Genomic DNA, 25,805 nt, shown 5'->3' on the forward strand with positions numbered 1-25,805 from the left:
TTTACAAATGCGTCTTCAAAAGAAAATAGAAATCATGGATACCACTTTGAGGGATGGTGAACAGACCTCTGGAGTATCCTTTTTGCCTTCTGAGAAGCTTCAGATAGCCAAGTTGCTATTGGAGGAACTGAAGGTGGATCGGATAGAAGTGGCATCCGCTAGGGTTTCTGAGGGAGAACTGGAAGGGGTGAAGAAAATAACGCATTGGGCTACAGAAAAGGGATATTTGGATAAAGTTGAGGTATTGGGTTTTGTGGATACGCCTGCCTCAGTGGATTGGTTGACAGAGGCAGGAGCCAAAGTCCTTAATCTACTTACCAAAGGATCTCTTAATCACCTAACCTACCAATTAAAAAAAACACCTGAGCAGCACTTTAGTGATATTGCCAGATGTATTGGCTATGCCACTCAAAAGGGAATTTCGGTAAATGTTTACCTTGAAGACTGGAGCAGTGGTATGCGCAATAGTAAGGATTATACTTTGGAGCTAATCGAGTTTTTGGTTGGTCAAGGTGTGCGTAGAATTATGCTTCCCGATACTCTGGGGCTTTTAAAGCCATCAGAGGTTGCCCAGTTTGTTTCGGAAGTAACGAGCAGTTACCCGAAGATTCATTTTGATTTCCATGCTCATAATGATTATGACCTATCTGTTGCCAATGTATTGGAAGCAGTGAACAATGGGATTTCAGGAATCCATAGCACCATTAATGGTCTTGGAGAACGGGCGGGGAATGCTCCATTAGAAAGCATAGTAGCCAGTATAACTGACTTTACAGACGTTCAGTTAAATGTCCAAGAAAACAAGATCTACCGTATCAGTAAATTGGTAGAACAGTTTTCAGGACTTCATATTCCCTCAAACAAACCAGTAGTGGGTGAAAATGTATTCACCCAGACCGCAGGAATTCATGCCGATGGTGATAATAAGAAAAATCTTTATTTTAATGACCTGCTTCCTGAGCGATTTGGGAGAACAAGGAAGTATGCCTTAGGAAAGACTTCAGGAAAAGCCAATATCCTTAAAAACCTGATGGAACTGGGGATTTCTCTGGAACCTGATGAGTTGACCAAGGTGACCCAAAAGATCATTGAATTAGGTGATCAAAAGGAAAGGGTGACCACGGAAGATCTGCCCTATATTATTTCTGATGTGTTGCAGAACAATTCCATTAAAAAGGATATCAGCATAGAAGGTTATCATATGACCCATTCCAAGGGCTTAAAACCAACCGTGCAGTTAAGGTTGAAGATCAATGATAAGTTTTATGAAGCTCATGCTTCTGGAAATGGTCAGTTTGATTCTTTTATGCTAGCACTTCATAAGATATACCAATCACTGGAAAAGCCACTTCCAAAGTTAACAGACTTTAGTGTGAGTATTCCACCAGGAGGAAAAACCGACGCATTTGTGGAGACGGTAATCACTTGGGAATTAGGCAGGATTTTTAAGACCAAAGGCCTGGACAGTGACCAAACGGTGGCAGCAATGATGGCCACTGAGAAAATGCTCAACATCATTGAACAAATCAATACAGGAAAATCAGAAAACAAAAATTTATATGGAAATGAATCTAGCGCTATTACCGGGTGACGGTATTGGCCCTGAAGTGATCGATCAGGCAGTAAAGGTGGTCAAAGCAGTTGGTCAGAAATTTGGCCATACTATTACCTTTAAAGAAGCTGTTGTTGGTGCGGCAGCCATTGATGCCACCGGAAATCCTTATCCAGACGCTACGCATGAAGTTTGTTTGCAAGCCGATGCTGTATTGTTTGGTGCTATTGGCGATCCTAAATATGATAATGATCCTAAGGCTAAAGTAAGACCTGAGCAAGGCTTATTGGCCATGAGAAAGAAATTGGGACTTTTCTCTAATGTAAGACCTACTTTCACTTTCCCTTCATTGATCCATAAATCTCCATTGAAGAAAGACCGTATCGAAGGAACTGACTTTGTGTTCTTAAGGGAATTGACTGGTGGAGTTTACTTTGGTGAGCCTAGAGGAAGAAATGAGCAAGGTACCAAAGCTTTTGATACTAATGTTTACTCTAAGGAAGAGGTTGAAAGATTGGCCAGAATGGGCTTTGAATTCGCTCAGAAGAGAAGAAAATTATTGACCTGCGTAGACAAGGCCAATGTAATGGCTACATCTAGATTGTGGAGAGAAACCGTTCAGGAGCTAGAAGCAGAATATCCTGACGTAAAAGTGGAGTATGAATTTGTGGATGCTGTAGCCATGAGGTTGATCCAGTGGCCTAAGGCTTATGATGTATTGATCACTGAGAACCTTTTTGGTGATATCTTGACTGATGAGGCTAGTGTGATTTCAGGATCTATGGGCTTGATGCCATCTGCATCTTTGGGTACAGATGTGAAATTATTTGAGCCAATTCACGGTTCTTATCCTCAAGCAGCTGGTAAGGATATTGCCAATCCGTTGGCAACAGTGCTTTCTGCCGCTATGATGTTTGAATATGCCTTTGATCTTCAAGAAGAAGCTAGGGCTATTTCTGATGTGGTCAATCTTTCTCTAGCTGAAGGAGTGGTTACAGAAGATATTGCTGAAGGCGGAAAGTCTTATAAGACATCAGAAGTAGGTGACTGGCTGGCTGAGCAAATTTTGAAATAATTAGTTTGCCACTGATATGAATAGTTTGAGCGGAGCCCAAAAGGGCTCCGTTTTTTTTAAAGGCACAATTGATTTGACTGAATCCTTTGCTTGCTTGTTATCCCTTCATGTTATTCATCATTTCAGTAACTCCTTCTAGGTACCTATCAGTAACCTCTTTATCGGGAATGGTGTTCCAGTTGTTTTCAATTCCATTTCCACCCAACATGATACCGTCTTTTCTAGGTATAAAATATACGCCTGACATACTGGCTCTGTAATTCAATTCAGGTTGTGGGATCAGAAAGCATAATTGACCTGATATGGGCATCATTTCCTCATCTCCAAACAGTTCAAGAGAACCTAAACCTGTACAATTGGCAATGCATTTTTGTGAAAGTGCATCGATGTCCTCTGGTCTTTTAAAGGTTTTGAACTCAAGTTTTCCTCCTGCCAGAAGGAAATCATCTCTTAACATTTTCATATAAATGGGGATATTGAAAATAGTGGTAGGAGATTTATGTACTTGTTTGGCTTTAAAAGGGTTTTCCCGATGTTCCAATTGTTTAGGCTCAGGGTAAAAGTTCATATCAGAACTAAATAGCTGGTCTTTTGCAGCAAATTTGTGATGATTAGTATTCGAATGAGAACTGGAGGAACTGATATGATAGTTATCCATCCAATTGACTATTTGATTTATACCCAATAGACGTTGAAAAGTGTTAAAGGAATGGGAGCAAGCATTTTGAAACATTGTTTTAAATGCAGGAGTGATATGTTCCTGTAGAATCAATCTAGAGGTAGGGGACCATGTGCCGGTAGCCATGGCTGAGGTAACCTGAGGAAATACTTCTTTGGTGTATATGGTGACCTGATAGCCCCTGTCTTGTAGGGTTCTTGCCGTGCTTAGGCCAATGATGCCACATCCAATAACGGCTACCTCTTTTTGGGGTGTCGTATCAATGAGGTCTGCAGCAATTTTTGAAGTGCCCCATGAGAGTGACCATCCACTTCCTCCATGCCCGTAATTGTGTACGATTTTTTTGTTGCCCAATTCCTGAAGTTCAACTCTGGGACCTATTTTTCTAAATGGCCTTAATCCTACGGACTCTTTAATAACTCGCTTTCGCGAGACCTTTACTGGAGGAAGGCCTTTTGAAGTATTAATATAGAAATTGGCTTTTGTACCTGCGGGGATATAGCTGGTACAGGCTCCTATGCCTAATCCTGTGCTTAGGCCCAAAAAGGTAGCCTTCTTGATAAAGTCTCTTCTTTCGTTTTTCATTGATTACCCTTTAGTAGAATGTTAAATATTAACGGCTTTATTATTTAAGCTTATAAGGGTAACTATAGATACAGATGACCAATGGTTGATCATCTGTATTTCTAAAATATGAAATTTATAGAATTATTTTGTGTTTGTTAATGAAAAAATATTAGCAAATGGGTTTGTTTACTTAGCGTACAATATAATGTATCTGGTTTTGCGAAAATGAATTATTGTTTTCATGTCAATTACTCACTCAAGCTAAAAAATAAAAAAAGGGGCTGTCTCAAAACAAGAGTTAAAAAAGTGGGACAGTCGATTTTAGCCAATAGAGGCCGATTTTCATTAATCGGCCTCTATTTTTTTTTTGACTTACGGTCAATTCAGCTCTAGGTTCTTTGTTCTGAAGCGACAGTTTAAACTTGGGGGATCAGAGGGTTTTTGAACTTAAAAACGGCGTCAGCTCCTTCTTACCCGGCCATTTTTGCCAGGTTGTGGGCGATGGCAATCAATCCGGTTTCAATTGCTACTTTTTCGGCTCCTCTTAACATAAACCTTGCCCTCCCTTTGTTGTGTTTGAAGTCTGCAAATACCGGTTCCACATCGGTGGCCCGTTGCCTTCGTTTCTGGACTCCCTGCTCAGAGGTGAGTCGTTGTTTTGCCCTTGTCTTCTGTTGCTGTAACCTGGTGTTTACCCTGAGGGTTTTGTTACCGGCCCCTGGTCTACAACTAGCAGCCAGTGGGCACCCCTGGCAATTTTTGGCTGCATAGTGCCGGTAATGCTGGACAAAACCGGTCGAGGTTTTTCCGGTACTTTCCCCACTGGGTTTCATCGCCTGTCCCATCGGACAGATGTAGTGATCTTTCTGTGGATCGTAATACAGGTTTTCCAGCAAGCCATGGACTTTCTTTGATTTGGATTCCTGACGGAGTTCTTTGTGGAAGGTGTTGTACTTGACGTAAGCTTCGATCCGGTTCTGCTCCAGAAAGCAATAGTTCTCTTCACTTCCGTATCCAGCATCTGCTGTACAACAGGAAGGGTAGAATCCGTAATGCTGATGGTACTGCTGTAGATGAGGCTTCAGGGTTAAGGTATCATTGGGATTGGGATGCAGGGAATAGTTGACCACGAACCGTCCATGGGTGCTGAGTTGAAGGTTGTAGGCAGGTTTGAGCTGGCCATTTCTCATATGGTCTTCCTTCATCCGCATGAACGTGGCATCCGGATCGGTTTTGGAATAACTGTTCCGTCCAGCCAGTACTTCCTCTTTCTGGGCATATTCTTCCAGTTTGGCAGGCCAGTTCTTTTGGGCATAACCCAACTTCTGTTTCACCTTCTTGTCAACGGCTTTCCCTTCCAGCGCCTGATTGATCTTTTCGATGGTTCGGGAAACTTTCTCTGCACTCGGATTCACAAAGTCGGGTTCTTCTGTCCCCAACTCAGCGGAGGCTACCGAACCGGCATAGTTCCAAAGTTCCTGAAGCTGGGAGCTGATCCGTTCCTTGCTCTTTTTAATCGCCTTGCCCCAGACAAAGGTGTAGCGGTTGGCATTGGCTTCTATCTTGGTCCCATCGGTGTACACTTCTTTGATGTCCAAAAGTCCTTCTTCATGCAGCAACAGCACCACTTGGGCAAAAATATCACCAATCACATCTCGGAGACGTTCTGAACGGAACCGATTGATTGTATGGTGATCGGGACGCTGCATTCCGGCAAGCCACATGAACACAATATTCTCCCGGACCGCTTTTTCAAGCTTGCGGGAAGAATAACAGTTCTCTAAATATCCATAAACCAGCACCTTTAACAACAGCTTGGGATGATAACTGCTAGATCCGTTCTCTGAGTATCGACCATACACCTCGCTCAGATCTATCCGCTCAATGATCTGGTGAACTACACGGCCTGGATGATGGACGGGAATCAATTCCTCCAAACTGGGAGGAAGAAACATCAGTTGGTTGGGATTGTAGTCTTTAAAAGCTACATTTAAGTCTTGTTTTTGCACACCTCAAAATAACATTTTTGAGTTAAACAAGAAAGGCTAGCCGAGAAATCGACTAGCCTTTTAAACTATCTACTTTTGAGACAGCCTCCTTGTTTTACTGTTTTTCATCCATAAGCTTTTCCATGATCTCTTCTGAGATACCGGTGCTGGAATAACCTCCATCGTGGTACAAGTTCTGCATGGTAACCATTCTGGTATAATCAGAGAACATGGTCACAATGTACTCTGCGCAAGCTTCTGCAGAAGCATTTCCAAGTGGAGAAAGTGACTCGGCGAAGTTGAAGAAAGAGCTAAATCCTCCAATTCCTGAACCTGCAGTAGTAACTGTAGGAGATTGGGAGATAGTGTTAACCCTTACCTTTTTCTTTTTACCATATCTGTATCCAAATCCTCTAGCGATGCTTTCCAATAGGGCTTTGGCATCAGCCATGTCAGTATAGAAAGGATAAACTCTTTGGGCTGCAATGTAAGAAAGACCTACGATAGATCCCCATTCGTTCATGACGTCCTGCTTTTCGGCTACTTGCATCATCTTGTGGAAAGACAAGGCTGAAATGTCATAAGACTTCATGGCCCAATCATAATTAAGGTCGCCATATTCACGTCCTTTTCTGATATTTGGAGACATTCCTATAGAGTGCAATAGGAAGTCAAAGTTTCCTCCTAAGAATTCCTTAGCTTCTGCATATAGTTTTTCGATATCTTCTACTGAAGTGGCGTCGGCAGGGATAACGATAGTATCACATTCTTTTGCCAGTTCTTGGATTGCTCCCATTCTCATAGCGATAGGCGCATTGGTAAGGACAAACTTAGCTCCTTGCTCTTTAGCTTTAAGAGCGGTTTTCCAGGCTATGGAGTTTTCATCCAATGCACCTGTAATAATTCCTTTTTTTCCTTGAAGTAGATTCTCAGGCATGATATGTTTTTTAATTGATTTCGCTTAAATAATCTGTAAAAATAAATAAAATTTTAGGCAAACTTATGCGATTGATATGATAAATGTCCGTCCTTGGTTCTCTGGTGGCTAAGGTTAGGTTTTATTTCAATAAATCCATGGCGCTTTGTCGTGCGGATTCAGAAGGATTGGCGCCAGCAATCATTTTGGCAATTTCTGTAATCCGCTCCGATTCATTCAAAGTTCTGATCTTACTGATCGTACGTTCAGAGCTGTTGTCTTTATAGACAAAATAATGCGTATCACCTTTTGCGGCCACTTGTGGCAAATGACTGATACAGATTACTTGATGGTTTGTGGCAATTTGCTGCATCATCAAGACCATTTGGAGGGCTACTTCGCCAGAAATTCCTGTATCAATTTCATCAAATATCAAGGTAGGAAGGGCTACTTTGTCTGCCATAATGTATTTTATGGCAAACATCAAACGGGAAAACTCACCTCCTGAGGCCACTTGTCTGATAGGCTGCGGTTTAACTCCCTTGTTTGCAGAAAACATGATTTCTACCTCGTCCATCCCATTGGAAGTAGGCTTGGTTTTATGGTGTGAGAACTCGATTTTCGCGTTTTCCATTCCTAATTGCGCCAAGAGACTAGTGATTTCTTTTGCAAATTCCTTAAAGCATTTTTGTCTTTTTTGGGAAAGTGACTCGCCAGCTTTTATAAGGTTTTTCCATGCTTGTTCGCTCTCATTTTTCAGTCTCTCTAGTTCTTCGTCCAAATGATCTATCTGAAAAGCTTTCTCAGCAAGTTCCTTTTCCAAATTCATCAGCTCTTCCACGGATTGGACGCCATGTTTCTTTTGAAGCTGGTAAATTTTGCTCAGTCTTTCCCTGATTTCTTCTAACTTTTCAAAGTCCACTTCTATTTTACTGTCTTCGTCCTCCAGCGTGGCAGAAATATCATTGACCTCAATACGGACACTATCGAAGCGGTCCCTTAGTTCTTCAAATCGTGTACTGAATCGGCTAAGTTGTTGAAGAGATTGGTTGATCTGCATAAGAAGGGTGCTGGCCGCCAGTTCGTCGCCGTTTAGTAATTGTAAACTTTCATTGATCTTGGCTTTGATTTCTTCCGCATTATCGAGGATCTCCTGTTCGTTTTCGAGTTCCTCTTGCTCTCCTTCCTGTAGGTTGAGTGCAGAGAGTTCCTCTAGTTGGAACTGGTTGAAGTCGGCTTCCTTCCTTAATTCAGCGGCTTCTTGGGAAAGTTGATCAAATGCTTTGTTGATTTTTTTGAAAGCTTGGAAAGCGGAGCTATACTGTTCTTTTTCCTTTTTGCTTTGGGCAAAAGCGTCGATTAAGTTTAACTGGTATTCCCCAGCAGCCAATAGTAAGGTGTCGTGCTGGGAATGAATATCCATTAAGGATTTTCCCAGATTTTTCAATACGTCCAGTTTTACAGGTGTGTCATTGACAAAGGCCCTGGATTTTCCAGATGGCGCTATTTCCCTGCGAATGATACATTGTGACTCAAAGTCTAAATCTTCAGATTCGAAGTAAGGCTCAAGTCCATAATTGTGAATATCAAACTCTCCTTCAATGATACATTTTTTGGAATCATCAAAAAGAGATTTAGTGTCTGCCCTGTTACCCAATAGAAGTCCTACAGCACCAAGCATAATGGATTTACCGGCTCCAGTTTCACCGGTAATCATGTTCAGTGAGTTGGAAGGGGTCATTTCCAATGTTTCAATTAATGCATAATTCGAAATGCTCAGGCTTTTTAGCATACAGTAATATTGTTTTTCTTGGATTGGAGGTAAAAGTAATCAAAAAGCAGCTATCCTTTGAGGATGTCGTTGTATTTTCTGGCATTGTTGGGGTCTACCTTTAGCAGAATTTCAATAGCTTGTTTTTGGATTTCCTCGGGGGCATTTTTTAGTAATTTACTGATTTCATCTGATTTGGCATCCATAAAAGATATGGCCAATATGCTGTTGGGAATTGTACGGTTTACTTCTTCCAGTTTCTGTAGGGCAGCAAGTATGTTTGTGTAAGCATCCTCGGGAGATTTGGTCAATTGATCCATCCCCATTCTGTGATAAAGGTAATAGGCCTCCCTGATAGATCGCGTAACCTGAGAACTATAGAGTTCGTTCATCAGCCAGTACCTGTTCCTTCTGTTGCTAGGGCTTTGTTCCCAGCCGGGTCTTGAAGATTGCTGGGCATTGGATACAATATTATTGGCCACTTCAAAATAAGGTTCCCCTCCTTCAGGGGAAAATGTGTCATAATCTATTCCAATGACAATATTGGCATAATATGCGAGTAGGGAAGTAATTTCACTTAAATGAGAATACCTGTTGAATTCCATGGGCTGGGATTCGAGAAATTCAAAACTCCAATTTCTGTCCACAAAATTAAAGGTGAGGCTTTCATAGCTCGTGCCATAGATGGGGCGGACTGCTTGTATTTGTACGGTAGCTTCAAAGAAACCGACTTGAGGCATGTCATTAATGGTGATCAGCATATTGCCTTTGATACGCTCTTCTTGGGTGAATTGGTCATTGGTCCAGCTTCTACCATTTAGAAATTGCTCAAAGGAGTTTTTCATCTGATCAAAGATGTCTTTGTTTTGGGTTCTGGCCCTGTCGCTATTGATAGCAACTGTGAAATTGAGTTCCTGTGCAGCTACCTGAAAAGTGGATAGAAAGCATATAAGTAAAAGTAGTTTGATCCTCATATTCTTATGGTATTGCCTAAATATAAAAATAATGTTCAAATCAGTTTTCCGTGTCCAATTGTTTTTTTAATGTATCAATGATCAATTCTGCAATGGCCGATTTGGGTAACAAGTCGGAAACTTGTTTTTTGCCGGATTGGTGGAAAATGGTCACCTTATTGGTGTCATGTTTAAAACCTGCACCGGCATCGTTCATGGAATTGAGTACGATAAAGTCAAAGTTTTTCTTTTTTAGTTTGGTTTGGGCATTTTCTTCCTCATGGTTGGTTTCTAGTGCAAAACCAATATGGATTTGTCCATCTTTTTTTACCGCACCCAAACTTGCAGCGATGTCTACATTCTTCTTTAGGATAATGGACATGTTCTCCTCATTCTTCTTGATCTTTTCTTTGGCGGGATCTGCAGGGGCGTAATCAGCTACTGCGGCAGCAAAAATACAAATATCCATTTGTGGATGTACCGCTTGAGCAGCTTTATACATGTCATGTGTGCTGGTAACCGGGCTGATTTTGATGTTAGGATGGCTAATAGTGATTTGGCTGGGCCCCAGGATTAATTCTATTTTTGCTCCGCGGTTGGCCAGGTTTTTTGCCAGGGCTATACCCATTTTGCCGCTAGAGTGATTTCCTATAAACCTTACTGGATCAATAGTTTCTTGGGTGGGGCCAGCAGTGATCATGATTTTTTTGCCTTCAAAATCCTTTGATTTTTTGAGGAGTTGGATGGTTTTTTCCAGAATATGTTCAGGTTCCATCATTCTGCCCTGTCCGCTCAGGCCACTGGCCAGTTCTCCACTTTCTGCTTCCAATAGGATGTTGCCGTGTTTCTCCACAGTGTCAAGGTTCGCTCTGACAGATGGGTGTTGGTACATGTCCAGATCCATTGCTGGTGCCAACATTACTGGGCATCTAGCTGAAAGATAAGTGGCGGTAAGTAAATTGTCAGAGTTGCCATGGGCAAGTTTTGAAAGTGTACTTGCACTAAGAGGGGCTATGATAAAAAGGTCTGCCCAAAGCCCCAGTTCTACATGGTTATTCCATTCACCGGTTTCATTTTTGTGGAATTGGTGATAGACCGGCCTTTTAGAAAGGGTGGATAATGTCAGCGGGGTAATAAAGTCAAGAGCAGAAGTGCTCATGATGATTTGCACTTCTGCCCCTTCTTTTACCAGTAATCTGGTTAAATGAGCTGCTTTATAGGCGGCAATGCTTCCTGTAACAGCAAGTAATACTCTTTTGCCTTGCAGCTGCATGATGATTATTCTTCTTCTGAATCGAGGTTAGGATTACGGAAGTGGACTTTGTCTTCCATAAACTCTTCCATGGCCAAATTAGTTGGTTTAGGCATTCTTTCGTAGAATTTGGAGATTTCTATTTGTTCTTTGTTTTCAAATACCTCTTCCAAATTGTCTACAGTAGAAGCAAATTCAGATAGCTTGTTGTTTAATTCTTCTTTGGTAGCCAAAGAGATTTGCTTGGCTCTTTGAGCAACTATATGAAGGGACTCATAAAGGTTGCCAGACTTTTCGGCTACTTTGTCCAAGTCTCTAGTGATGATTGAAGGATTAACTGCCATATCGATATAAAGTTTATTTTCTGTTTTATTAAATTATTTACTGCCTGCATTGGCTGGTTTTACGGGTTTTTCTAGTTCAGATTCTTCTTCTGTTTCTTCTTTGTCCGCGTTTTCTTTTCTTAGCGCTGCTTCCCGGGCTTTGATTTCCTCATATTGCTTTTTCAGCTTTTGATGGGAATTCAATTCGGATTTAGATTGCTCTACCAAGGAAATCACCTCTTTGTTGAAATCACTCTCAGGGTATTTTCTTTTAAAATCTTCTCCAAATTCGATGGCTTCTTGAAGTCTTTCTTCTTTCTTATTGAAAACACTTCTTTCGGCATATGCGCTGCTTACTTCTACTAACTTATAGGCCAATTCTTCATTATGCTCGCTGTTAGGATACCTTTTGGCGAAATTCTGGAAGTTAACAATGCAGGCCAAATAAAACTGTCCCGGGAAAAGTCCTTCTGTAAGTCTGTAGTACATTTGGGACTCCTCATAAGCTTTTCTCTCAAACCTGGACTGCAGGTCTGTGATCATGCTCATTGCGCGTTCATAGGAATCTGACTCAGGGAATCTGCTTATAAATTGTTGGATGGCCGTTACTGCTTCTTTACTGCTCTTTTGGTCCAAATTATAATCGGGGGCATCCATGTATAAGGAGTAGGCATGCATAAACAATGCTTCCTCCGCCATAGGGCTTCGGCTATAGCTTTGGTAGAAGTTGTTAAAATAACTTGCAGCTTCTATATATCTTTTTAGTCTAAAATGAGCGTAGGCATAATTGAACTGGGCCAATTCTGACTTTTCACTTCCGCGAATTACTGGTAACACCTTATCGTAAAGGATAATGGATTTACTGTACTCACCTTCTTGGTAGTAGTCGTTGGCCGCGGTGTAAACCTCATCCCAATTAGTGCTTTTCTCCAGCTTGTAAAACTTGCCGCAGGCACCTAGTGAGATGATGATTACAAATAGTAATGTATACTTAATAACTGTGTTCATCATTTTCAATCTGCAAATATAAGGGAATTTGATTCTGTATCAAAGTTAGTTAACGGGTATGTGGCAATGATTATTTTTTAACGACGAGCTTCTTGGTGACTATATTTTTGCCATTTACAATCAGAGTATATAAATACACTCCGGGGTTAAAGTCACTGACATTGATCAGAAGTGTTTTTTGTTGGGGGGAAAGGGTCAATTCTTCAATGGGGTTGCCAATGAAGCTATTAATGGCCAGTTTGATCGTGGCATTTGGATCCTTTATCTGATAATCTATTTGGGCAATTCTATTGCTTGGGTTTGGATAAACTTCGCCAAATGAAATGGCTTTATGATCTACAATTTCAGTGTCTTTTGGAGCGAAGACTTCATAGACCCCTTCGATGATGAAGACATCACGAAGGTTTTCGGTATTGGAGAAGTGAAGATCGAAGGTGCCTTTGGTTTCGGTAATTCCTGTACTGAATTCTATATATAGATCGGTGAATATTTCGCCAGGCTCCAAGCTGATTTTGATCTTTGCCAAGTCCTTTCTTGGGTCATAGCATTCTTCACCGATGCATAAGCTGATGTCTTGAGAGGAACCTATTTCTCCACGCATGAATTTCAAAACGTATTCTTTTGCTTTATCGGAATCATTTTGAAGTATGATGGATTGCCTCTGAGTGCTATTGATTTTTCCGGTGAATTGGGCTTTATCGCTTAGTACACGCACTTGTCTCGCTTCAACTGTGTACAGTTGAAAAAAGACAAAAAACATGGTGAGCAGCGATAAAAAATTTTTCATGTAAATGTTATTCCAATAAGATATTCTTTTAATTCATTGTAATCCTTAATCTTATACGTATAAAAATACCTATAAGATTTGTTCTTTTAAAAGATTTACGGTTAAAAAATGTTAACCTTCGCAAAATTTATTTGAACGGTATGCGTTCAGGATGTTTTTAGATTAGGTGCTTAAGGTTTTTTTAGGTTTTTGTTTTGGCTATTCAGCCATTCATTGATGATTTCTTGAATTTCATCCTCATTTGGGTAGGGGATTCTTATGTTGGGTTCATTGAAAAGATTTGATGGGTTTTCTTCTTTCTCAATTGGTTTTCTCCATTCATAAATCATCTCCATATCAGGTTTTTCATCAATCCGCCATGAAAAGCCTTTCAGTTTGGTGTCGTCTTCTGTAATGAGGTGTGGAGGGATAAAAGAGGCGTCAGGATTTATAGTGTGGTTGATCTTGCTTACATTTCCTTTCTCAAAATGCATGATGATTTTTCCACATAATAAGGTGTTGATACCTTGGACTGTAGTGTCGTTTTCTAAGGCGAAATACAGGGATTCGCCATTGCCTTCTACATCTAGCCTGGATATATCGCCTTCAGTGAAGTGTCCCGTCATTTGTCGGCCTTTGATTTGGTTAAAATTGGCAATGGTGTCTGCAGTGATCACAAAGGCATTTTCTTTAAGGAAGACCTTGTCTATATCTTCATTGGCGATGACAAAGTGGATGCTGTCAGCTGATATTTGGCTTTTGTTGTTCCAAAGTAAGGGGTCTCCGAAAAGATATATCGTTGAGTCTGAATAGACATAAGTCGTTGAGTCGGCTCTGCCGGAAAGGTTGCCTTTGATCATTCTTGTATTGGGGAAAGCAAGCATGTGCCTGTTTTCTGCTAATTCACTGTCTTGACTGATCAAGGTGTCAGCAGCCATATAGAGCGTGTCCTCCTTAAAATATTTTTGGACGAGTGCATTACCGAATACTTCTGAGTATTTTCTGGCTTCCCAATATTGCCCCTTATCCCCAAAGATCTCCAGATTTCGTTCTTTATTGAAGATGCTGACGTTTTCCCTAGCTTCGTAATATTTTTTTATATCGTCGTAAAAGAGCGTGTCACCTGCTACCCTGCTGGTTTCATTTTCTACATCGCCGTGGTAGAACCTGAACAATTTATTTTGGGTATCATAGAAGCTTCCCTTTTTGGCATTTAATTCGTCCCCTTCTGGGGACCGGATATTGGTGAGTCCCTCTGTTTCTGCTGTTTTGTTTAAGGTATAATAATAGAGTGTATTGGATTTCAGGGTATATTCAGGGTTGACCAGGATTACATTGTCGCGGAAAGTGATTTTCTCAATCTGCGTCTCATAACGGCCCTTTTGGCTGGTAAGTACATTAGTGGAGTCCACCACCTTTCCAAAATTATAATAATCAGCTATACCATATCTTCTATCATAATCAAGGAAGTCAGTATAAAGTGTAGTACTCGCTTTTTTGAATACCACATTTTCTCTGAGTTTTGCTAGCTGGGTATTCCCATCATAATCCGCATAGCGACTGCTACTGGAAACCGTGTCCACGGGATTGTTCATTCTTACATTGCCAAAAAGTTTGGCCTTGTTTTCCTTTTCATAGAAATAGGCCGAATCACAATAAATCATGGTATTGTCCTGTTGCATTACCACGTTATTGATCAGCTTTTGGATATTGCCCACGGATCTAAGTTTGTCGGACTTGATGATCTTTAAGGTCTTGGAAGTACCTTGGTTTTGAGCTTTGCTAAATTGAAAGCTGAAAATTAAAAATATCAGTGAAAGGAAGTATGTTGGATTCTTTTTTAGCATTCTGGTTTATATGAACGACAAAATTAATCAAAAATGGTATTTTTGGTTTATGCTTGATCAGTTTATCCAACATATACGGGGAAAAAATCTTTTAGATACCAGTAAGCGTTATCTTTTAGCAATAAGTGGTGGGATTGATAGTGTTTGTTTGGCCATCTTGTTAAAAAACGCTCAAATTAATTTCACCATGTTGCACTGCAATTTTGGACTACGGGGAGAAGAAAGTGAGGGAGATGAATTGTTTGTGCGGGAACTGGCCAAAAGCTTGAAAGTGCCGATTTACGTTAAATGTTTTGAAACAAAAAAATATGCAGTTTCCAAAGGGATTTCTACTCAAATGGCAGCAAGGGAGCTACGTTATCGTTGGTTTGATGAAATTCTGGAGGACGAGGGGTTTTCAGGGATAGTGGTGGCGCACCATGCTGATGATCAACTTGAAACTATTCTTTTGAATTTGCAGCGGGGGACGGGTATAGAAGGAGTGTATGGCATGTCGGAGAGGCGCGATCATATCATTAGACCCTTGTTGCCATTCAGAAGGGCGGAGTTGGAGCGGTATGCAGCCAAGGAACAGATAGCTTGGCGGGAAGACAGCTCTAATAAGGAAAGTGATTATAAGCGCAATTTTTTAAGAAATGAAGTTTTGCCTTTGATGAAGTCCCAGGATCTATTGGTGGAAGATAAGCTTCATCAAAGTTTTGATCGATTAAAGGATACAGGCAGGGCCTTCTTTTACCTTTACGAAACCTGGTTGGAAAAGCATGTAAATGAGGAAGATCAAGTTTTTTTTATGGAGAAGTCGGTATTGGAAAATGTTCCTGGTAAGAGGTCTTTGCTCTATTACTGGTTAAGGAATTACGGTTTTAATTCGGATCAAGTGAGCGGTATGCTGGAGGTCATGGAGACTGGAGAGGTGGGGCGGAGATTTGAGGGGGAATCCCATATGGTGAATATTGACAGAGATTATATTTACCTGGGGGATTTGGAGGTGGATATGAATATATTAAATGTAGAGGAGGGCGATTTACATATTGATTTAGGGAAAAGGCGTTATGATATATTGGTGTTAGAAGGAGAGGTTTCTTTGGACAAGAATCCTAAAAATGCCATGCTGGATAGAAGGACTTTGGATTTTCCATTAGTGGTGAGAAACTGGGAGGAGGGAGATAGGTTTAGGCCTTTGGGTATGAAAAAGTTTAAAAAAATCAGTGATTTTTTGATAGATTTGAAAGTGCCTGTAATTGCTAAGCGTTCGGTGAAAGTGCTCTGTGATGCAAATGGGGAGGTCGTTTGGGTAATGGGGCACAGAGTTGATGATCGGTTTAAGGTCTCGCCTTCCACCAAAGAGGTGATGTATTTGAAATTTAAATAGCGGCTTATGCTTAATCCTTTTAAGAGAACCTATTCAGAGGGAGAATTAGAGATTTTTGAGTTTTTGGCCAATACCGTGTTTTTCAATAAACTGAAATATGCGGAGATGTACCGTTTTTTGTCGGCCATACATAACAGGAAATATGTAAAGGATGAGGTGATATTTTTCAGAAATGACCCCAGTCAAGCCTTGTATATCGTAAAAAGTGGACAAGTTAGCCTCAATGTGGATATTAAGGATGATCTAGAAAACGTATTAAGAATAAGGCGAGGCATGGCTTTTGGAGAAAATGCCCTGTTGACTGATGCGAAACGGGTTTATACAGCCATAGTGGATTCCGAAGAGGCAGAAATGATGGTTATCCCCCATTATGCGGTCAAAGAGGTGTTTGATAGCAGCCCTAAAATCAAAGCTAAAATGCTGGCTTCTTTGGCCGAATATTATAATGCCAATAATCACAGATTATTTGCAGCCTATAAAAGTTCCTTTGGATTTTTTAAGCTTGGAGAAATGTTTGAGTAATTTATTTGGTAAGGCTCAAAGGCCTTGTGCTTACAGTTGAATAATGGCTTCAACTAATCAGTGGAATACTTTATTAAATTGGCTTTCTTTAATATCTTAGCGGAGCTTTTCAAAAGTTCAATCAAAAAATAAAATAATTCATAAATCATGACTAAAGTAACCGTAGTTGGAGCCGGTAATGTGGGTGCTACTTGCGCTGATGTATTGGCATACAGAGAAATCGCTGAGGAGATTGTATTGGTAGATATTAAAGAGGGCGTAGCTGAAGGTAAAGCTTTGGATATTTGGCAGAAAGCCCCTATCAATGCTTATGACAGCAGAACCGTAGGAAGTACCAATGATTACAGCAAAACTGCAAATTCTGATGTAGTGGTAATTACTTCAGGCCTTCCTCGTAAGCCAGGTATGACCCGTGACGATTTGATCGAGACCAATGCAGGTATCGTGAAATCTGTTACAGAAAATGTGATCAAGCATTCTCCGGATGCTATCGTGATCATCGTATCTAACCCACTTGATGTGATGACTTTCCAAGCTCACATCACGTCTAAACTTCCTCGTACCAAAGTAATGGGGATGGCCGGTATCTTGGATACGGCTCGTTACCGTGCGTTTATCGCTGAGGAGTTAAATATTTCTCCAAAAGAAATCCAAGCCATCCTAATGGGAGGCCATGGTGATACTATGGTACCACTTCCTAGATATACTACAGTAGCTGGTATCCCAGTAACTGAGTTGATCGATAAGGATAAGCTGGATGCAATTATCGAAAGAACCAAATTTGGTGGTGGTGAATTGGTGAAACTAATGGGGACTTCTGCTTGGTATGCACCAGGTTCTGCAGCTGCTCAGATGGTTGAAGCGATCGTCAAAAATCAAAAGAGAGTATTCCCAGTTTGTATCAAATTGGAAGGTGAATATGGAATCGATGATTGCTATTTGGGCGTACCAGTTATCCTCGGTAAAAATGGTATTGAGAAAGTTATCGAACTAGACCTCAATGAGGAAGAAAAAGCATTGTTGGAAACGTCCAGAACTCACGTAAAAGAAGTGATGTCTGTGTTGGAAAACCTTGCTGCTAAATAAGCACTGATAGGTGAATTAGTTTGAAATCCCGGCCATTTGGTCGGGATTTTGTTTTTTTGATGGGGGTATAGTTTGATTGTATTACTGTAAGTTTTTAATTTACTGAATTAAGTAAACCTTAATTGGCTACGAGAGTATGTTAAAACGTCTTTTGGTGATTTTGCTTATCATAATTATTGGATTGGCAGCTTACCTTTTTTATAGTTCAAAGGCTTTTACCGATGAAATAGATGCAGTGGATTTGGTTTCAGACCAAGCTGTATTCGTGTTTGAAACGGAGGAACCTGTTCAAGTTTGGAACCAGTTGGTCAATCAGCGCATCTGGAAAAGGCTCTCTGATGTGCCTTCTTTGAAAGGAGTGGAAAAGCAGCTTGTGGTTTTGGATAGTCTTACTGGCAAGGGAGGGAAACTAGAAAGCACATTGAAAGGAAACCAGTTCGTAGTTTCCCTGCACCCTACAGCCAAGTCAGAGTTTGATTTTTTGTTTTTGGTGGCCTTTAAGGATAAGCAGCAGGAACAGTTTATTGCCTCGATCAGGGAAAAAGTAAAACCTGAGAATATTGAGAGTAGGCTTTACAGTGGGGAGACGGTTTTTGAATACAGAGATGAAGAACATCAGACAACCTTATCTTTTGCCCTTTTGGGGAATGTGGTCGCGGCGAGTTATAATTCATTTTTGATAGAAGAAGCTATTCGCTATGTTCAATCGGATAAGTTGGACAGTTTTAGGGATACCTACAATGAACTGTATAAGGCTCAAAGTTCCTATAAAGATGGGTATGGGGTTTTTAGAATGGGCAGCAAAGGTGTGGCGACATTTATCAAAGGGATAGTTCAGGACGAATATTTAGGATTGGTAAATAATTTTTCCCAACATCAAATTTCTGCCAACCTAGAGTTAAAATTTGCTGAGAATAAAGTTTTTCTAGATGGCTTTACTTTTTATCAAAATGGAGAAAAAATGGATTTCTCTAATGAGAAGAAAGGAGGAGGGAGCTTGTTCAGCAATTATATTTCCAATCGTACCTCGATCTACTACCAGTACAATATCAATGAGGCTTCCCAAATCCAGGCTATTTCCAATTATGCATTTGAAAGCAAGAATACCTTGATGGGAGAAGTGGAGAAATACTTGGTGGACAAAGGTTTCTTGGAGAGGTTGACAGGGGAGATTGGTTATATGATTCTCGAGGAATTACCCAATATGGATACCGATAAAGTGGTCATTTTGAAGACCACATCACTAGAGGAACAATTGAAACTTTTGAAGTCGTTCAGTCTTTCTTTGAGCCAAGGAGATACCAGTCAGCTCATCAGTAACTATTATAAAGAAAGCGAAGTATTTATGGTCAATCAGGAAGAGTTTCCTGCCCATTTGTTTAACGGACAGTTTTTGGGTTTTGAAAGGACCTATGTCAGCAGTTATGAGGATATGTTGGTTTTTGCCAATAATATGAAGGCCGTAAAGGTGTTTTTGGATGATATCTATAATGATAATACCTGGGGGAGGTCCATTAACCAAAGGCGGTTTTTGGAAGGAGTTTCCAAGAATGCAGGCTTTAATTTTATCATGAATATACCGCGCTTCTGGAATACTCTGCTTAAGGTCAGCACCCCGGATTGGCAGGCATTGCTGCAAAAGTATGCACCACAACTCAAATCTATTGATTTGGTGGCTTTACAGTTAAGTGAATTGGGGGACCATCAATATGTGAACTTGGAGTTGGGGTATAATCTGGCACCGATTAAATCCGTTCAGGATATTTTACTGGCTGAAAATATGGAGCTGGAATTTCAAGAAGATTTGGTTTATGGCCCCAAAGCCATAGAGAATTTCAATGATAGGAGTACAGATTTTTTGGTTCAGGATAAGTCAAATACCATCCACTTTTTTAATGATGAGGGTGAGAGAATATTCAATATGACGCTTGATGGTAGCGTGGTAAGTGATATATTTCAAATAGATTATTATAAGAATGGAAAGCTTCAGGTATTGTTCGCTACCAATAGTGCCATTTATGCTTTTGATCGGCTGGGAGATCCCTTGCCTGGATATCCAATGCATATGCCAAATGGTGAGGATATAGCGCAGTTAAATTTAGTGGATTATAATAATACCCGTGATTATAGGTATTTTGTAGCTTCTACTGAAGGAGATTTATACATTTTTGACAAAAAAGGCAATAACCTGGAAGGCTGGACTCCCCGAACAACTTCCGGGAGATTGGCCAGTTCGCCAGCTCATCACAGACTTTCAGGCATCGGAGATTATATGGTGGCATTGAACACCAATGGCGAGTTATATATTATGAACAGGCGGGGAGAACTGCAAACCGGAAGTCCTGTCAACTTGGGTGATGGAGTGGAGACTGATTATGTGCTTTTGCAGAGGGGCGACCATAGTGATACACAGATGGTCACCATCACGGCTGATGGAGAAGTGGTTCGGGTGAATTTTAGAGGCGAAGTGACCTTTAGAAACCAGCTGTTGAGGCCAGAAGGAAATACAGGGTTTAATTTGGTCAAAGACCAGTCCGGCGATCAATATTTGTTTGTGATTCATGAGTACAATAAAGTTTCGGTCATGAATACGGAACTGGAAGTTCTTTTTGAGAAAAACATGGCTTCAGAAGATTTGGAATTTCAGTTTTATTCCTTTGGGTCGGATAAAAATATCTTCGTGATCATAGATAAGGTCCAAGAATTTATCTATCTCTATAATCTTGAGGGTGAGCTCCTAAATACCCGGCCTATTAATGGTAGTCATAAGATTGAGGTGAAATATTCAGGGAGTAAAAATGAATATAGCATTTACGCCATTCATCAAAACCGTTTTGCAAGCTATAAAATGCCCCTTTAGGTTAGGTCTAGTTTGTAAGTTGGAATTATGTAGATTTGTGAAATCTTCAAAAAATACTTGAATTATGGGATTCCGAGTAAAGCTGATCCTTCTGGGCTTGGCAGTTGTTTTAAGTCAGGGTTTATCTGCACAGGTTTTATCAGATGTATCAAATGTCGCTGTGAATGATACAGTGTCCTATTTGAACCTCTCTTCACCTTATCATACTACCTTAACTTTCTTTCATAACCTACAGGAAGAAAATTTTCGGCCTGAAGTGGCTGTAAAGGCATTAGGAGGAGATATTGAAGGGAAAAAGGCGATTAATCAAGTCGTGGAGTTAAAGCAGATCTTTGATGGAAGAGGAGTGTTTGTGGATATAGATAATGTTCCCAATGAGCAGAATTATGTGGACTCTACACATAATTATCAAGCCAAATATTTTTTTGACACCAATCGATTACCCATGATTTTCCTAGAGAAAGAAGGGGATAAATGGGTTTTTTCCAGGTTTACAGTGGCCCAGATTGATGAGTTGCACAAGGAAACTTATCCTTATGGAACTGACAAATTATTAAATTTATTGCCCAAGATAGGTCAACAAGAGTATTTTGGGCTTCATTTGTGGCAGTTAGTGGGAATTTTTGTATTGATTCTTTTTGTATTCCTCGCTCATAAATTGTTCACTTTTATTGTTGACAGGGGGATGTATCATTTATCGGTGAAAGTGGGCTATGCTCATGTCGCTGAAAAGTACCTCCTGCCTGTGGCCAGGGTGGTCAGTATTTATTTTATTGTGCTTTTGTTGGATATCTTTATTAGGGTTTTACAGTTGCCAATAGGGATAATTTCATGGATAGCGCTTTTGCTAAATGCTGCCAAGCCTTTTATCATTACCATTGTTTTTTACAAGTTGGTGGATTTGTTGTCCGCATATTTTGAAAGGCAGGCAGACAAAACCGAGTCAAACTTGGATGATCAGTTGGTTCCGCTGGTAAGGAAGACCTTAAAAGCATTTGTGGTGGTTGTAGGTTCATTGTTTATCCTGAAGGAAGGTCTTCAAGTGGATATCTGGCCATTCCTTACAGGGCTTTCGATAGGTGGTTTGGCCTTTGCTTTGGCTGCCCAGGATACCATCAAAAACTTTTTTGGTTCGGTGATGATCTTCATAGATAAGCCTTTTCAAGTGGGAGATTGGATTACCAGTGGAGATGTGGATGGTACGGTGGAAGAGGTTGGTTTTAGATCTACGAGGGTGAGGACTTTTAGGAATTCTTTGATGTATATCCCTAATGGGAAAATTGCCGATGCTACTGTAGATAATCATGGTCTAAGACAGTATAGGAGGTTTTATAGTACGATTACAATTACCTATGATACACCTCCAGAATTGATCAATGTGTTTGTGGATGGTTTGCGAGAGATAGTGAAAAATCATCCTAAAACCAGAAAGGATTATTATAATGTGTACTTCAATAATATGTCGGCATTTAGTCTGGATATCATGTTTTATGTGTTTTTTGAAGTACCAACTTGGGGAGATGAGTTGCAGGCAAGGCATGAAGTATTGATCCAAATCGTGAAACTAGCCAATGAACTGGGGGTAAACTTTGCCTTCCCAACCCAAACAGTTCATATGGAAACATTCCCGGAGAAGCAGGGATTGTCTCCAGTATATGAAGATAATATGGATCATTACAGAAAGAGGTTGGATGCCTTTGTGAAAAGTGAAATGGGAAAGAAATGATTTATGCTGAAATCATAATCAAGGCTTAGTTTCTGGAAGATGAATTTCTGAAAAAGCGGATGATGCCCCAGATACTCAGGAACAGTAATCCCAGAAAAAGGAAGATCTGAAGACTTCCTTTTCTATTGGATAGGGCCTCCATAAATGATTCGGCCATTACGCCAATACTAAAGGCCATTAGCGTCCTGGGCAACATGCCCAGAACGCCATAAAACAAGAGTTTTTTCCAACCTGTTTTGAGTAAGGCAAAGAGCAGATTGGACAGGGCAAAAGGGATGACAGGGCTGATTCTTACAAAAAATATCAAGTTCCCTATTTTGCTTCTTTTTTCTTGTACAACTTGGCCGGCTTTGGGATAACTTTCAAGGATGATGTTCAGGCTATTATGGTCCAATTTTAGCCCAATAAAATAACCCAATAAACTAGCTAAGGAATATGCGAGAACCAAAATAGGAAAGGCCGCCCAGCCCCATATAAAACCAGAGACGATGGCCAATAAAGTGGTGGGACAAAAAGCAATTCCCATCATAATACTCCCAATAATAATAAAACTGAGAATGTTTATGAGGTCAATAGACGCTGGAAGTGATGTACTGTATTCATAAAGAAAACTTAGGGTAAGAGAGCTGCCAAGTATTGGGATAATCATCACCCACAGGAGGGCAAAGGCCATAGCGGGGTTGTTATGATAAGTTGTTTTAAGACGGTCGATAAGGGGGGAAGTGCTTTTAGCAGGCATTTTTAAAATCTAATCTGCGTCGAAAATAGGTAAAATATTTTGTTTGGTTCCTATCTTGTACTTTTTAGCAAATAGGCATGTGATTTGTTTATTCAAGTAACGGTTGGTAATATCTGAACTTAATTTTTTTTAATATGAAAAAAGTAATGCTCACACTGGTTTTATTCTTTGAGATAGTCATTACAGCCTTGTCGCAAGAAAAAGCCATTATTACACTAAACGGGATACCACTATCTGCTACAAAGTCAGCCATTCAAAAACAATTTGGAGTACCAATAAATACTGTTAGGCCCGATTATGAGTGTGGTTTTTTGTCTTCGGATGAGCAAGGTGAGGTGTTTTATTCTATGGAGTATGACGGTTTCAAATGGACAGGGAATGAAAAGAGCAGCTATGTTTTGGATGAGCTAAAGATGGAAAAAGCAGATAGTTTGAAATTAGTCTTTCAAGGGCAAATAATAGATCAGAATACCACAAGCACTACTTTTTTAGCACTGGCGGAAGATTTAGAGACAAGTGTTGATGAGGGTGATGTAGGGGCTAATACATGGTCAATAGATTAGGAAATGGAGGTGATTAGCATTATAGTTTGGCTAGGTGATGATGCTTATAATTTTTACTTTGTAAATGACCGTTTTAATTTCCTTGAATATTGGTCTCCTTGTTGATAATGGAAATGCTGCATTTTTTGCGATTCGTTTTGAAGTGTTTTTTGGGGTTTTATGGGGAAGAGAGCTATAAATTTGTTTTCTTTGATTTAAGTTCAACAGCAATCAGTACAAATGACGAATAAGAACATGAAATTTGGAACAAAAGTAATCCATGCAGGTGTGGAACCAGACCCGACAACTGGAGCTATAATGACGCCTATTTTTCAAACTTCTACTTATGTACAGAAATCTCCCGGAGACCATCAGGGCTATGAATATTCCAGAACGCATAATCCAACTAGGACAGCTTTACAGAATAGTTTGGCTGCCCTGGAAAATGGCAAACATGGTTTGTGCTTTTCTTCGGGATTGGGAGCTATAGATGCGGTCATTAAGTTGTTTAGTCCGGGTGACGAGATTATCAGCACCAATGACCTATACGGAGGGACTTACAGGATTTTTACTAAGGTTTTTGCGAAGTATGGGATCAAATTCCATTTTGTGCCCATGGAAGATCCTGCATCCATAGAAAAATATATCACTGATAATACTAGGATGATCTGGGCAGAAACGCCCACTAATCCGATGATGAATATTGTAGACATCAAGGCATTGGCAGAAATTGCCCGAAGACATGATGTGTTATTGGGCGTGGACAATACTTTTGCCACACCATTTTTACAAAATCCCTTGGATCTAGGAGCAGATTTGGTGATGCATTCGGTAACCAAATATCTTGGAGGTCATTCAGACGTGGTCATGGGAGCATTGGTGGTCAATAATGATAAATTGGCAGAGGATCTGGCTTTTATTCAGAACTCCTGTGGAGCTACTCCAGGTCCGCAAGATTGTTTCTTGGTCTTAAGGGGCATTAAGACCTTGCATTTGAGAATGGAGCGGCATTGTCAAAATGGGAAGACCATCGCAGGTTATCTTAGAAATCACCCCAAAGTGGATAAGGTTTTTTGGCCTGGATTTGAAGATCATCCGAATCATGAGGTTGCCCTTGAGCAAATGCGCGGTTTTGGAGGTATGATTTCATTTACGTTGAAGGGCAATAAAATTGATGATGCCAAAACGATATTGGAAAGCCTTCACTATTTCTCTTTGGCAGAATCTCTTGGTGGGGTAGAGTCACTTTGTGGGCATCCTGCTACAATGACCCATGCCAGTATTCCAAAAGCGGAAAGGGAGAAAGTGGGACTTTCAGATTCATTGATTCGATTGAGTGTAGGGGTGGAAGATGCGGAGGATCTCAAGAATGATCTTGCACAGGCCTTGGATAAGATTTAAGGTTGTTTTTCCCTAAGGAATTAGCCTAGGATATTTGTAAACAAATGTTGTGATTTGCTAACCACTTTGGTGGTTAGCTTTTTTTTATTACTCTTTAAAGTGAGGATCAGATCAAGGTACTTTTGCGAAGGTGTTTCTTCAGTGTTAGCGTGCACAAAGGTAAGGTGCTGCAGGAAAAGGTGGTTTTGATACCATTTGTACAGCAATAGGCTGAGTTGGTTCATATGCTCATGTACCATTTCTGTAAATGTGGAGTTAAGGCCCGATACGATCCTGACATTTTCAAGGGTGATAATCACCTGCAGTCCTTCGTAAATGTCTTTGATTTCCTTGGCTTCAAGTTTGGTTTCACTGTCATATTTGAAGAAGTCAAGCTCTTCATTGATGATTTGCGTGGTCGAAGTGTTGATTTCTAGTGGCTTGAGGGATTTGCTATGTTCAAAAGCCTCCTTGTATAGCGCTTCCCAGATTTCAAAAGGAGTGCCCATGATGAGGTCATAGGCATCCGTATAGATTTTGTTTTTGTCCTTTAATAGGAGCTTTTCATAAGACCTGTAAGTAAGGTTGGATTTGGCAGAAGCAGATTCTAAGGCTTGCTGAATGAGCTTAATATGTAATACTTTTTTCAGGGCTTTAAAAAGTTGTTTATAAGGACCAAATAGCTCAAATTTCAGTTTTTTTTCACTGAAGTGGATTCGGCTCAGCAAGTCAATATAAATCTCCAAAAATATAAGTTTCTCTTCCAGTTCAATGGCTTTTTTCGACTTAAACTGTTTGGCAAGAGAGGCAAAAAGTTTTTTAGCAATAGTGTATTGCTGATCGAAGAGCTGAAATATCGGAGAAACTTGTTGAACTTGCAT

The 25,805-nt window shown here is 40.3% G+C and carries 21 protein-coding genes; 9 read left to right on the forward strand and 12 right to left on the reverse strand.

Annotated features, from left to right (window positions below):
* Nucleotides 1-7 precede the first annotated feature (7 nt).
* A complete protein-coding gene (locus KZP23_RS10280) occupies nucleotides 8-1,591 on the forward strand; it encodes an alpha-isopropylmalate synthase regulatory domain-containing protein (protein ID WP_226336152.1) in 1,584 nt (527 codons plus the stop codon).
* Nucleotides 1,560-2,627, forward strand: a complete 1,068-nt coding sequence (leuB, locus tag KZP23_RS10285) for a 3-isopropylmalate dehydrogenase (protein ID WP_226336153.1) — start codon at nucleotides 1,560-1,562, stop codon at nucleotides 2,625-2,627. The genes KZP23_RS10280 and leuB overlap by 32 nt, the downstream gene beginning before the upstream one ends.
* Before the next feature lie 97 nt (nucleotides 2,628-2,724).
* Here the strand turns inward: leuB and KZP23_RS10290 are convergent, their stop codons facing one another.
* The 10 genes from KZP23_RS10290 to KZP23_RS10335 form a co-directional block, all read right to left on the reverse strand.
* A complete protein-coding gene (locus KZP23_RS10290) occupies nucleotides 2,725-3,891 on the reverse strand; it encodes an FAD-dependent oxidoreductase (RefSeq protein ID WP_226336154.1) in 1,167 nt (388 codons plus the stop codon).
* Between the two features lie 452 nt (nucleotides 3,892-4,343).
* Complete coding sequence (locus KZP23_RS10295) at nucleotides 4,344-5,882, reverse strand: IS1182 family transposase (RefSeq protein ID WP_226335980.1); 1,539 nt, start codon at nucleotides 5,880-5,882, stop codon at nucleotides 4,344-4,346.
* A 94-nt stretch (nucleotides 5,883-5,976) separates the two neighbouring features.
* Complete coding sequence (locus tag KZP23_RS10300; protein ID WP_226336155.1) at nucleotides 5,977-6,798, reverse strand: enoyl-ACP reductase FabI; 822 nt, start codon at nucleotides 6,796-6,798, stop codon at nucleotides 5,977-5,979.
* Between the two features lie 121 nt (nucleotides 6,799-6,919).
* A complete protein-coding gene (gene recN, locus KZP23_RS10305; protein WP_226336156.1) occupies nucleotides 6,920-8,569 on the reverse strand; it encodes a DNA repair protein RecN in 1,650 nt (549 codons plus the stop codon).
* A 50-nt stretch (nucleotides 8,570-8,619) separates the two neighbouring features.
* The gene (porD, locus tag KZP23_RS10310) at nucleotides 8,620-9,522 is read right to left on the reverse strand and encodes a type IX secretion system protein PorD (protein ID WP_226336157.1); all 903 of its coding nucleotides are present in this window, start codon (nucleotides 9,520-9,522) and stop codon (nucleotides 8,620-8,622) included.
* Nucleotides 9,523-9,562: 40 nt separating this feature from the next.
* Entirely contained in the window at nucleotides 9,563-10,774 is a 1,212-nt protein-coding gene (gene coaBC / locus KZP23_RS10315) for a bifunctional phosphopantothenoylcysteine decarboxylase/phosphopantothenate--cysteine ligase CoaBC (RefSeq protein ID WP_226336158.1), read from the reverse strand.
* Nucleotides 10,775-10,779: 5 nt separating this feature from the next.
* Nucleotides 10,780-11,097, reverse strand: a complete 318-nt coding sequence (locus KZP23_RS10320; RefSeq protein ID WP_215223210.1) for a DNA-directed RNA polymerase subunit omega — start codon at nucleotides 11,095-11,097, stop codon at nucleotides 10,780-10,782.
* 33 nt (nucleotides 11,098-11,130) lie between these two features.
* The gene (locus tag KZP23_RS10325) at nucleotides 11,131-12,084 is read right to left on the reverse strand and encodes an outer membrane protein assembly factor BamD (protein ID WP_226336510.1); all 954 of its coding nucleotides are present in this window, start codon (nucleotides 12,082-12,084) and stop codon (nucleotides 11,131-11,133) included.
* A gap of 70 nt (nucleotides 12,085-12,154) precedes the next feature.
* A complete protein-coding gene (locus tag KZP23_RS10330) occupies nucleotides 12,155-12,871 on the reverse strand; it encodes a T9SS type A sorting domain-containing protein (RefSeq protein ID WP_226336159.1) in 717 nt (238 codons plus the stop codon).
* Between the two features lie 170 nt (nucleotides 12,872-13,041).
* The gene (locus KZP23_RS10335; protein WP_226336160.1) at nucleotides 13,042-14,697 is read right to left on the reverse strand and encodes an OstA-like protein; all 1,656 of its coding nucleotides are present in this window, start codon (nucleotides 14,695-14,697) and stop codon (nucleotides 13,042-13,044) included.
* 10 nt (nucleotides 14,698-14,707) lie between these two features.
* Here KZP23_RS10335 and tilS point away from each other — a divergent pair, with 10 nt between their 5' ends.
* The 5 genes from tilS (at nucleotide 14,708) to KZP23_RS10360 (ending at nucleotide 22,263) form a co-directional block, all read left to right on the forward strand.
* The gene (gene tilS / locus KZP23_RS10340; RefSeq protein WP_226336161.1) at nucleotides 14,708-16,069 is read left to right on the forward strand and encodes a tRNA lysidine(34) synthetase TilS; all 1,362 of its coding nucleotides are present in this window, start codon (nucleotides 14,708-14,710) and stop codon (nucleotides 16,067-16,069) included.
* A gap of 6 nt (nucleotides 16,070-16,075) precedes the next feature.
* Nucleotides 16,076-16,591: a Crp/Fnr family transcriptional regulator gene (locus KZP23_RS10345; RefSeq protein ID WP_226336162.1), complete on the forward strand. Its 516-nt coding sequence runs from the start codon at nucleotides 16,076-16,078 to the stop codon at nucleotides 16,589-16,591.
* Between the two features lie 147 nt (nucleotides 16,592-16,738).
* Nucleotides 16,739-17,677 (forward strand): malate dehydrogenase, encoded by a 939-nt coding sequence (gene mdh / locus KZP23_RS10350; RefSeq protein ID WP_226336163.1) that lies wholly within the window; start codon nucleotides 16,739-16,741, stop codon nucleotides 17,675-17,677.
* A 154-nt stretch (nucleotides 17,678-17,831) separates the two neighbouring features.
* Entirely contained in the window at nucleotides 17,832-20,537 is a 2,706-nt protein-coding gene (locus KZP23_RS10355; RefSeq protein WP_226336511.1) for a hypothetical protein, read from the forward strand.
* A 64-nt stretch (nucleotides 20,538-20,601) separates the two neighbouring features.
* The gene (locus tag KZP23_RS10360) at nucleotides 20,602-22,263 is read left to right on the forward strand and encodes a mechanosensitive ion channel family protein (protein ID WP_226336164.1); all 1,662 of its coding nucleotides are present in this window, start codon (nucleotides 20,602-20,604) and stop codon (nucleotides 22,261-22,263) included.
* A gap of 25 nt (nucleotides 22,264-22,288) precedes the next feature.
* On the opposite strand, the gene KZP23_RS10365 is transcribed toward KZP23_RS10360, so the two are convergent.
* Nucleotides 22,289-23,002: a TVP38/TMEM64 family protein gene (locus KZP23_RS10365; RefSeq protein ID WP_226336165.1), complete on the reverse strand. Its 714-nt coding sequence runs from the start codon at nucleotides 23,000-23,002 to the stop codon at nucleotides 22,289-22,291.
* Between the two features lie 134 nt (nucleotides 23,003-23,136).
* Here KZP23_RS10365 and KZP23_RS10370 point away from each other — a divergent pair, with 134 nt between their 5' ends.
* Nucleotides 23,137-23,565, forward strand: a complete 429-nt coding sequence (locus KZP23_RS10370) for a hypothetical protein (RefSeq protein WP_226336166.1) — start codon at nucleotides 23,137-23,139, stop codon at nucleotides 23,563-23,565.
* Between the two features lie 219 nt (nucleotides 23,566-23,784).
* Nucleotides 23,785-24,945 (forward strand): cystathionine gamma-synthase, encoded by a 1,161-nt coding sequence (locus KZP23_RS10375; RefSeq protein WP_226336167.1) that lies wholly within the window; start codon nucleotides 23,785-23,787, stop codon nucleotides 24,943-24,945.
* 20 nt (nucleotides 24,946-24,965) lie between these two features.
* On the opposite strand, the gene KZP23_RS10380 is transcribed toward KZP23_RS10375, so the two are convergent.
* A complete protein-coding gene (locus tag KZP23_RS10380; RefSeq protein WP_226336168.1) occupies nucleotides 24,966-25,805 on the reverse strand; it encodes a hypothetical protein in 840 nt (279 codons plus the stop codon).

The sequence above is a fragment of the Echinicola marina genome, assembly GCF_020463795.1.
In the GTDB taxonomy this organism is placed as follows: Bacteria; Bacteroidota; Bacteroidia; order Cytophagales; family Cyclobacteriaceae; genus Echinicola; species Echinicola marina.

Excerpts from the sequence above, each read along its gene's own strand:
- porD (WP_226336157.1), bottom strand. The coding sequence starts at position 9,522 with ATGAGGATCAAACTACTTTTACTTATATGCTTTCTATCCACTTTTCAG.
- KZP23_RS10380 (WP_226336168.1), bottom strand. The coding sequence starts at position 25,805 with ATGCAAGTTCAACAAGTTTCTCCGATATTTCAGCTCTTCGATCAGCAA.
- KZP23_RS10330 (WP_226336159.1), bottom strand. The coding sequence starts at position 12,871 with ATGAAAAATTTTTTATCGCTGCTCACCATGTTTTTTGTCTTTTTTCAA.
- KZP23_RS10370 (WP_226336166.1), top strand. The coding sequence starts at position 23,137 with ATGAAAAAAGTAATGCTCACACTGGTTTTATTCTTTGAGATAGTCATT.
- KZP23_RS10325 (WP_226336510.1), bottom strand. The coding sequence starts at position 12,084 with ATGAACACAGTTATTAAGTATACATTACTATTTGTAATCATCATCTCA.
- coaBC (WP_226336158.1), bottom strand. The coding sequence starts at position 10,774 with ATGCAGCTGCAAGGCAAAAGAGTATTACTTGCTGTTACAGGAAGCATT.
- mdh (WP_226336163.1), top strand. The coding sequence starts at position 16,739 with ATGACTAAAGTAACCGTAGTTGGAGCCGGTAATGTGGGTGCTACTTGC.
- recN (WP_226336156.1), bottom strand. The coding sequence starts at position 8,569 with ATGCTAAAAAGCCTGAGCATTTCGAATTATGCATTAATTGAAACATTG.
- KZP23_RS10335 (WP_226336160.1), bottom strand. The coding sequence starts at position 14,697 with ATGCTAAAAAAGAATCCAACATACTTCCTTTCACTGATATTTTTAATT.
- KZP23_RS10365 (WP_226336165.1), bottom strand. The coding sequence starts at position 23,002 with ATGCCTGCTAAAAGCACTTCCCCCCTTATCGACCGTCTTAAAACAACT.
- KZP23_RS10375 (WP_226336167.1), top strand. The coding sequence starts at position 23,785 with ATGACGAATAAGAACATGAAATTTGGAACAAAAGTAATCCATGCAGGT.
- KZP23_RS10280 (WP_226336152.1), top strand. The coding sequence starts at position 8 with ATGCGTCTTCAAAAGAAAATAGAAATCATGGATACCACTTTGAGGGAT.
- leuB (WP_226336153.1), top strand. The coding sequence starts at position 1,560 with ATGGAAATGAATCTAGCGCTATTACCGGGTGACGGTATTGGCCCTGAA.
- tilS (WP_226336161.1), top strand. The coding sequence starts at position 14,708 with ATGAACGACAAAATTAATCAAAAATGGTATTTTTGGTTTATGCTTGAT.
- KZP23_RS10345 (WP_226336162.1), top strand. The coding sequence starts at position 16,076 with ATGCTTAATCCTTTTAAGAGAACCTATTCAGAGGGAGAATTAGAGATT.
- KZP23_RS10290 (WP_226336154.1), bottom strand. The coding sequence starts at position 3,891 with ATGAAAAACGAAAGAAGAGACTTTATCAAGAAGGCTACCTTTTTGGGC.
- KZP23_RS10320 (WP_215223210.1), bottom strand. The coding sequence starts at position 11,097 with ATGGCAGTTAATCCTTCAATCATCACTAGAGACTTGGACAAAGTAGCC.
- KZP23_RS10360 (WP_226336164.1), top strand. The coding sequence starts at position 20,602 with ATGGGATTCCGAGTAAAGCTGATCCTTCTGGGCTTGGCAGTTGTTTTA.
- KZP23_RS10300 (WP_226336155.1), bottom strand. The coding sequence starts at position 6,798 with ATGCCTGAGAATCTACTTCAAGGAAAAAAAGGAATTATTACAGGTGCA.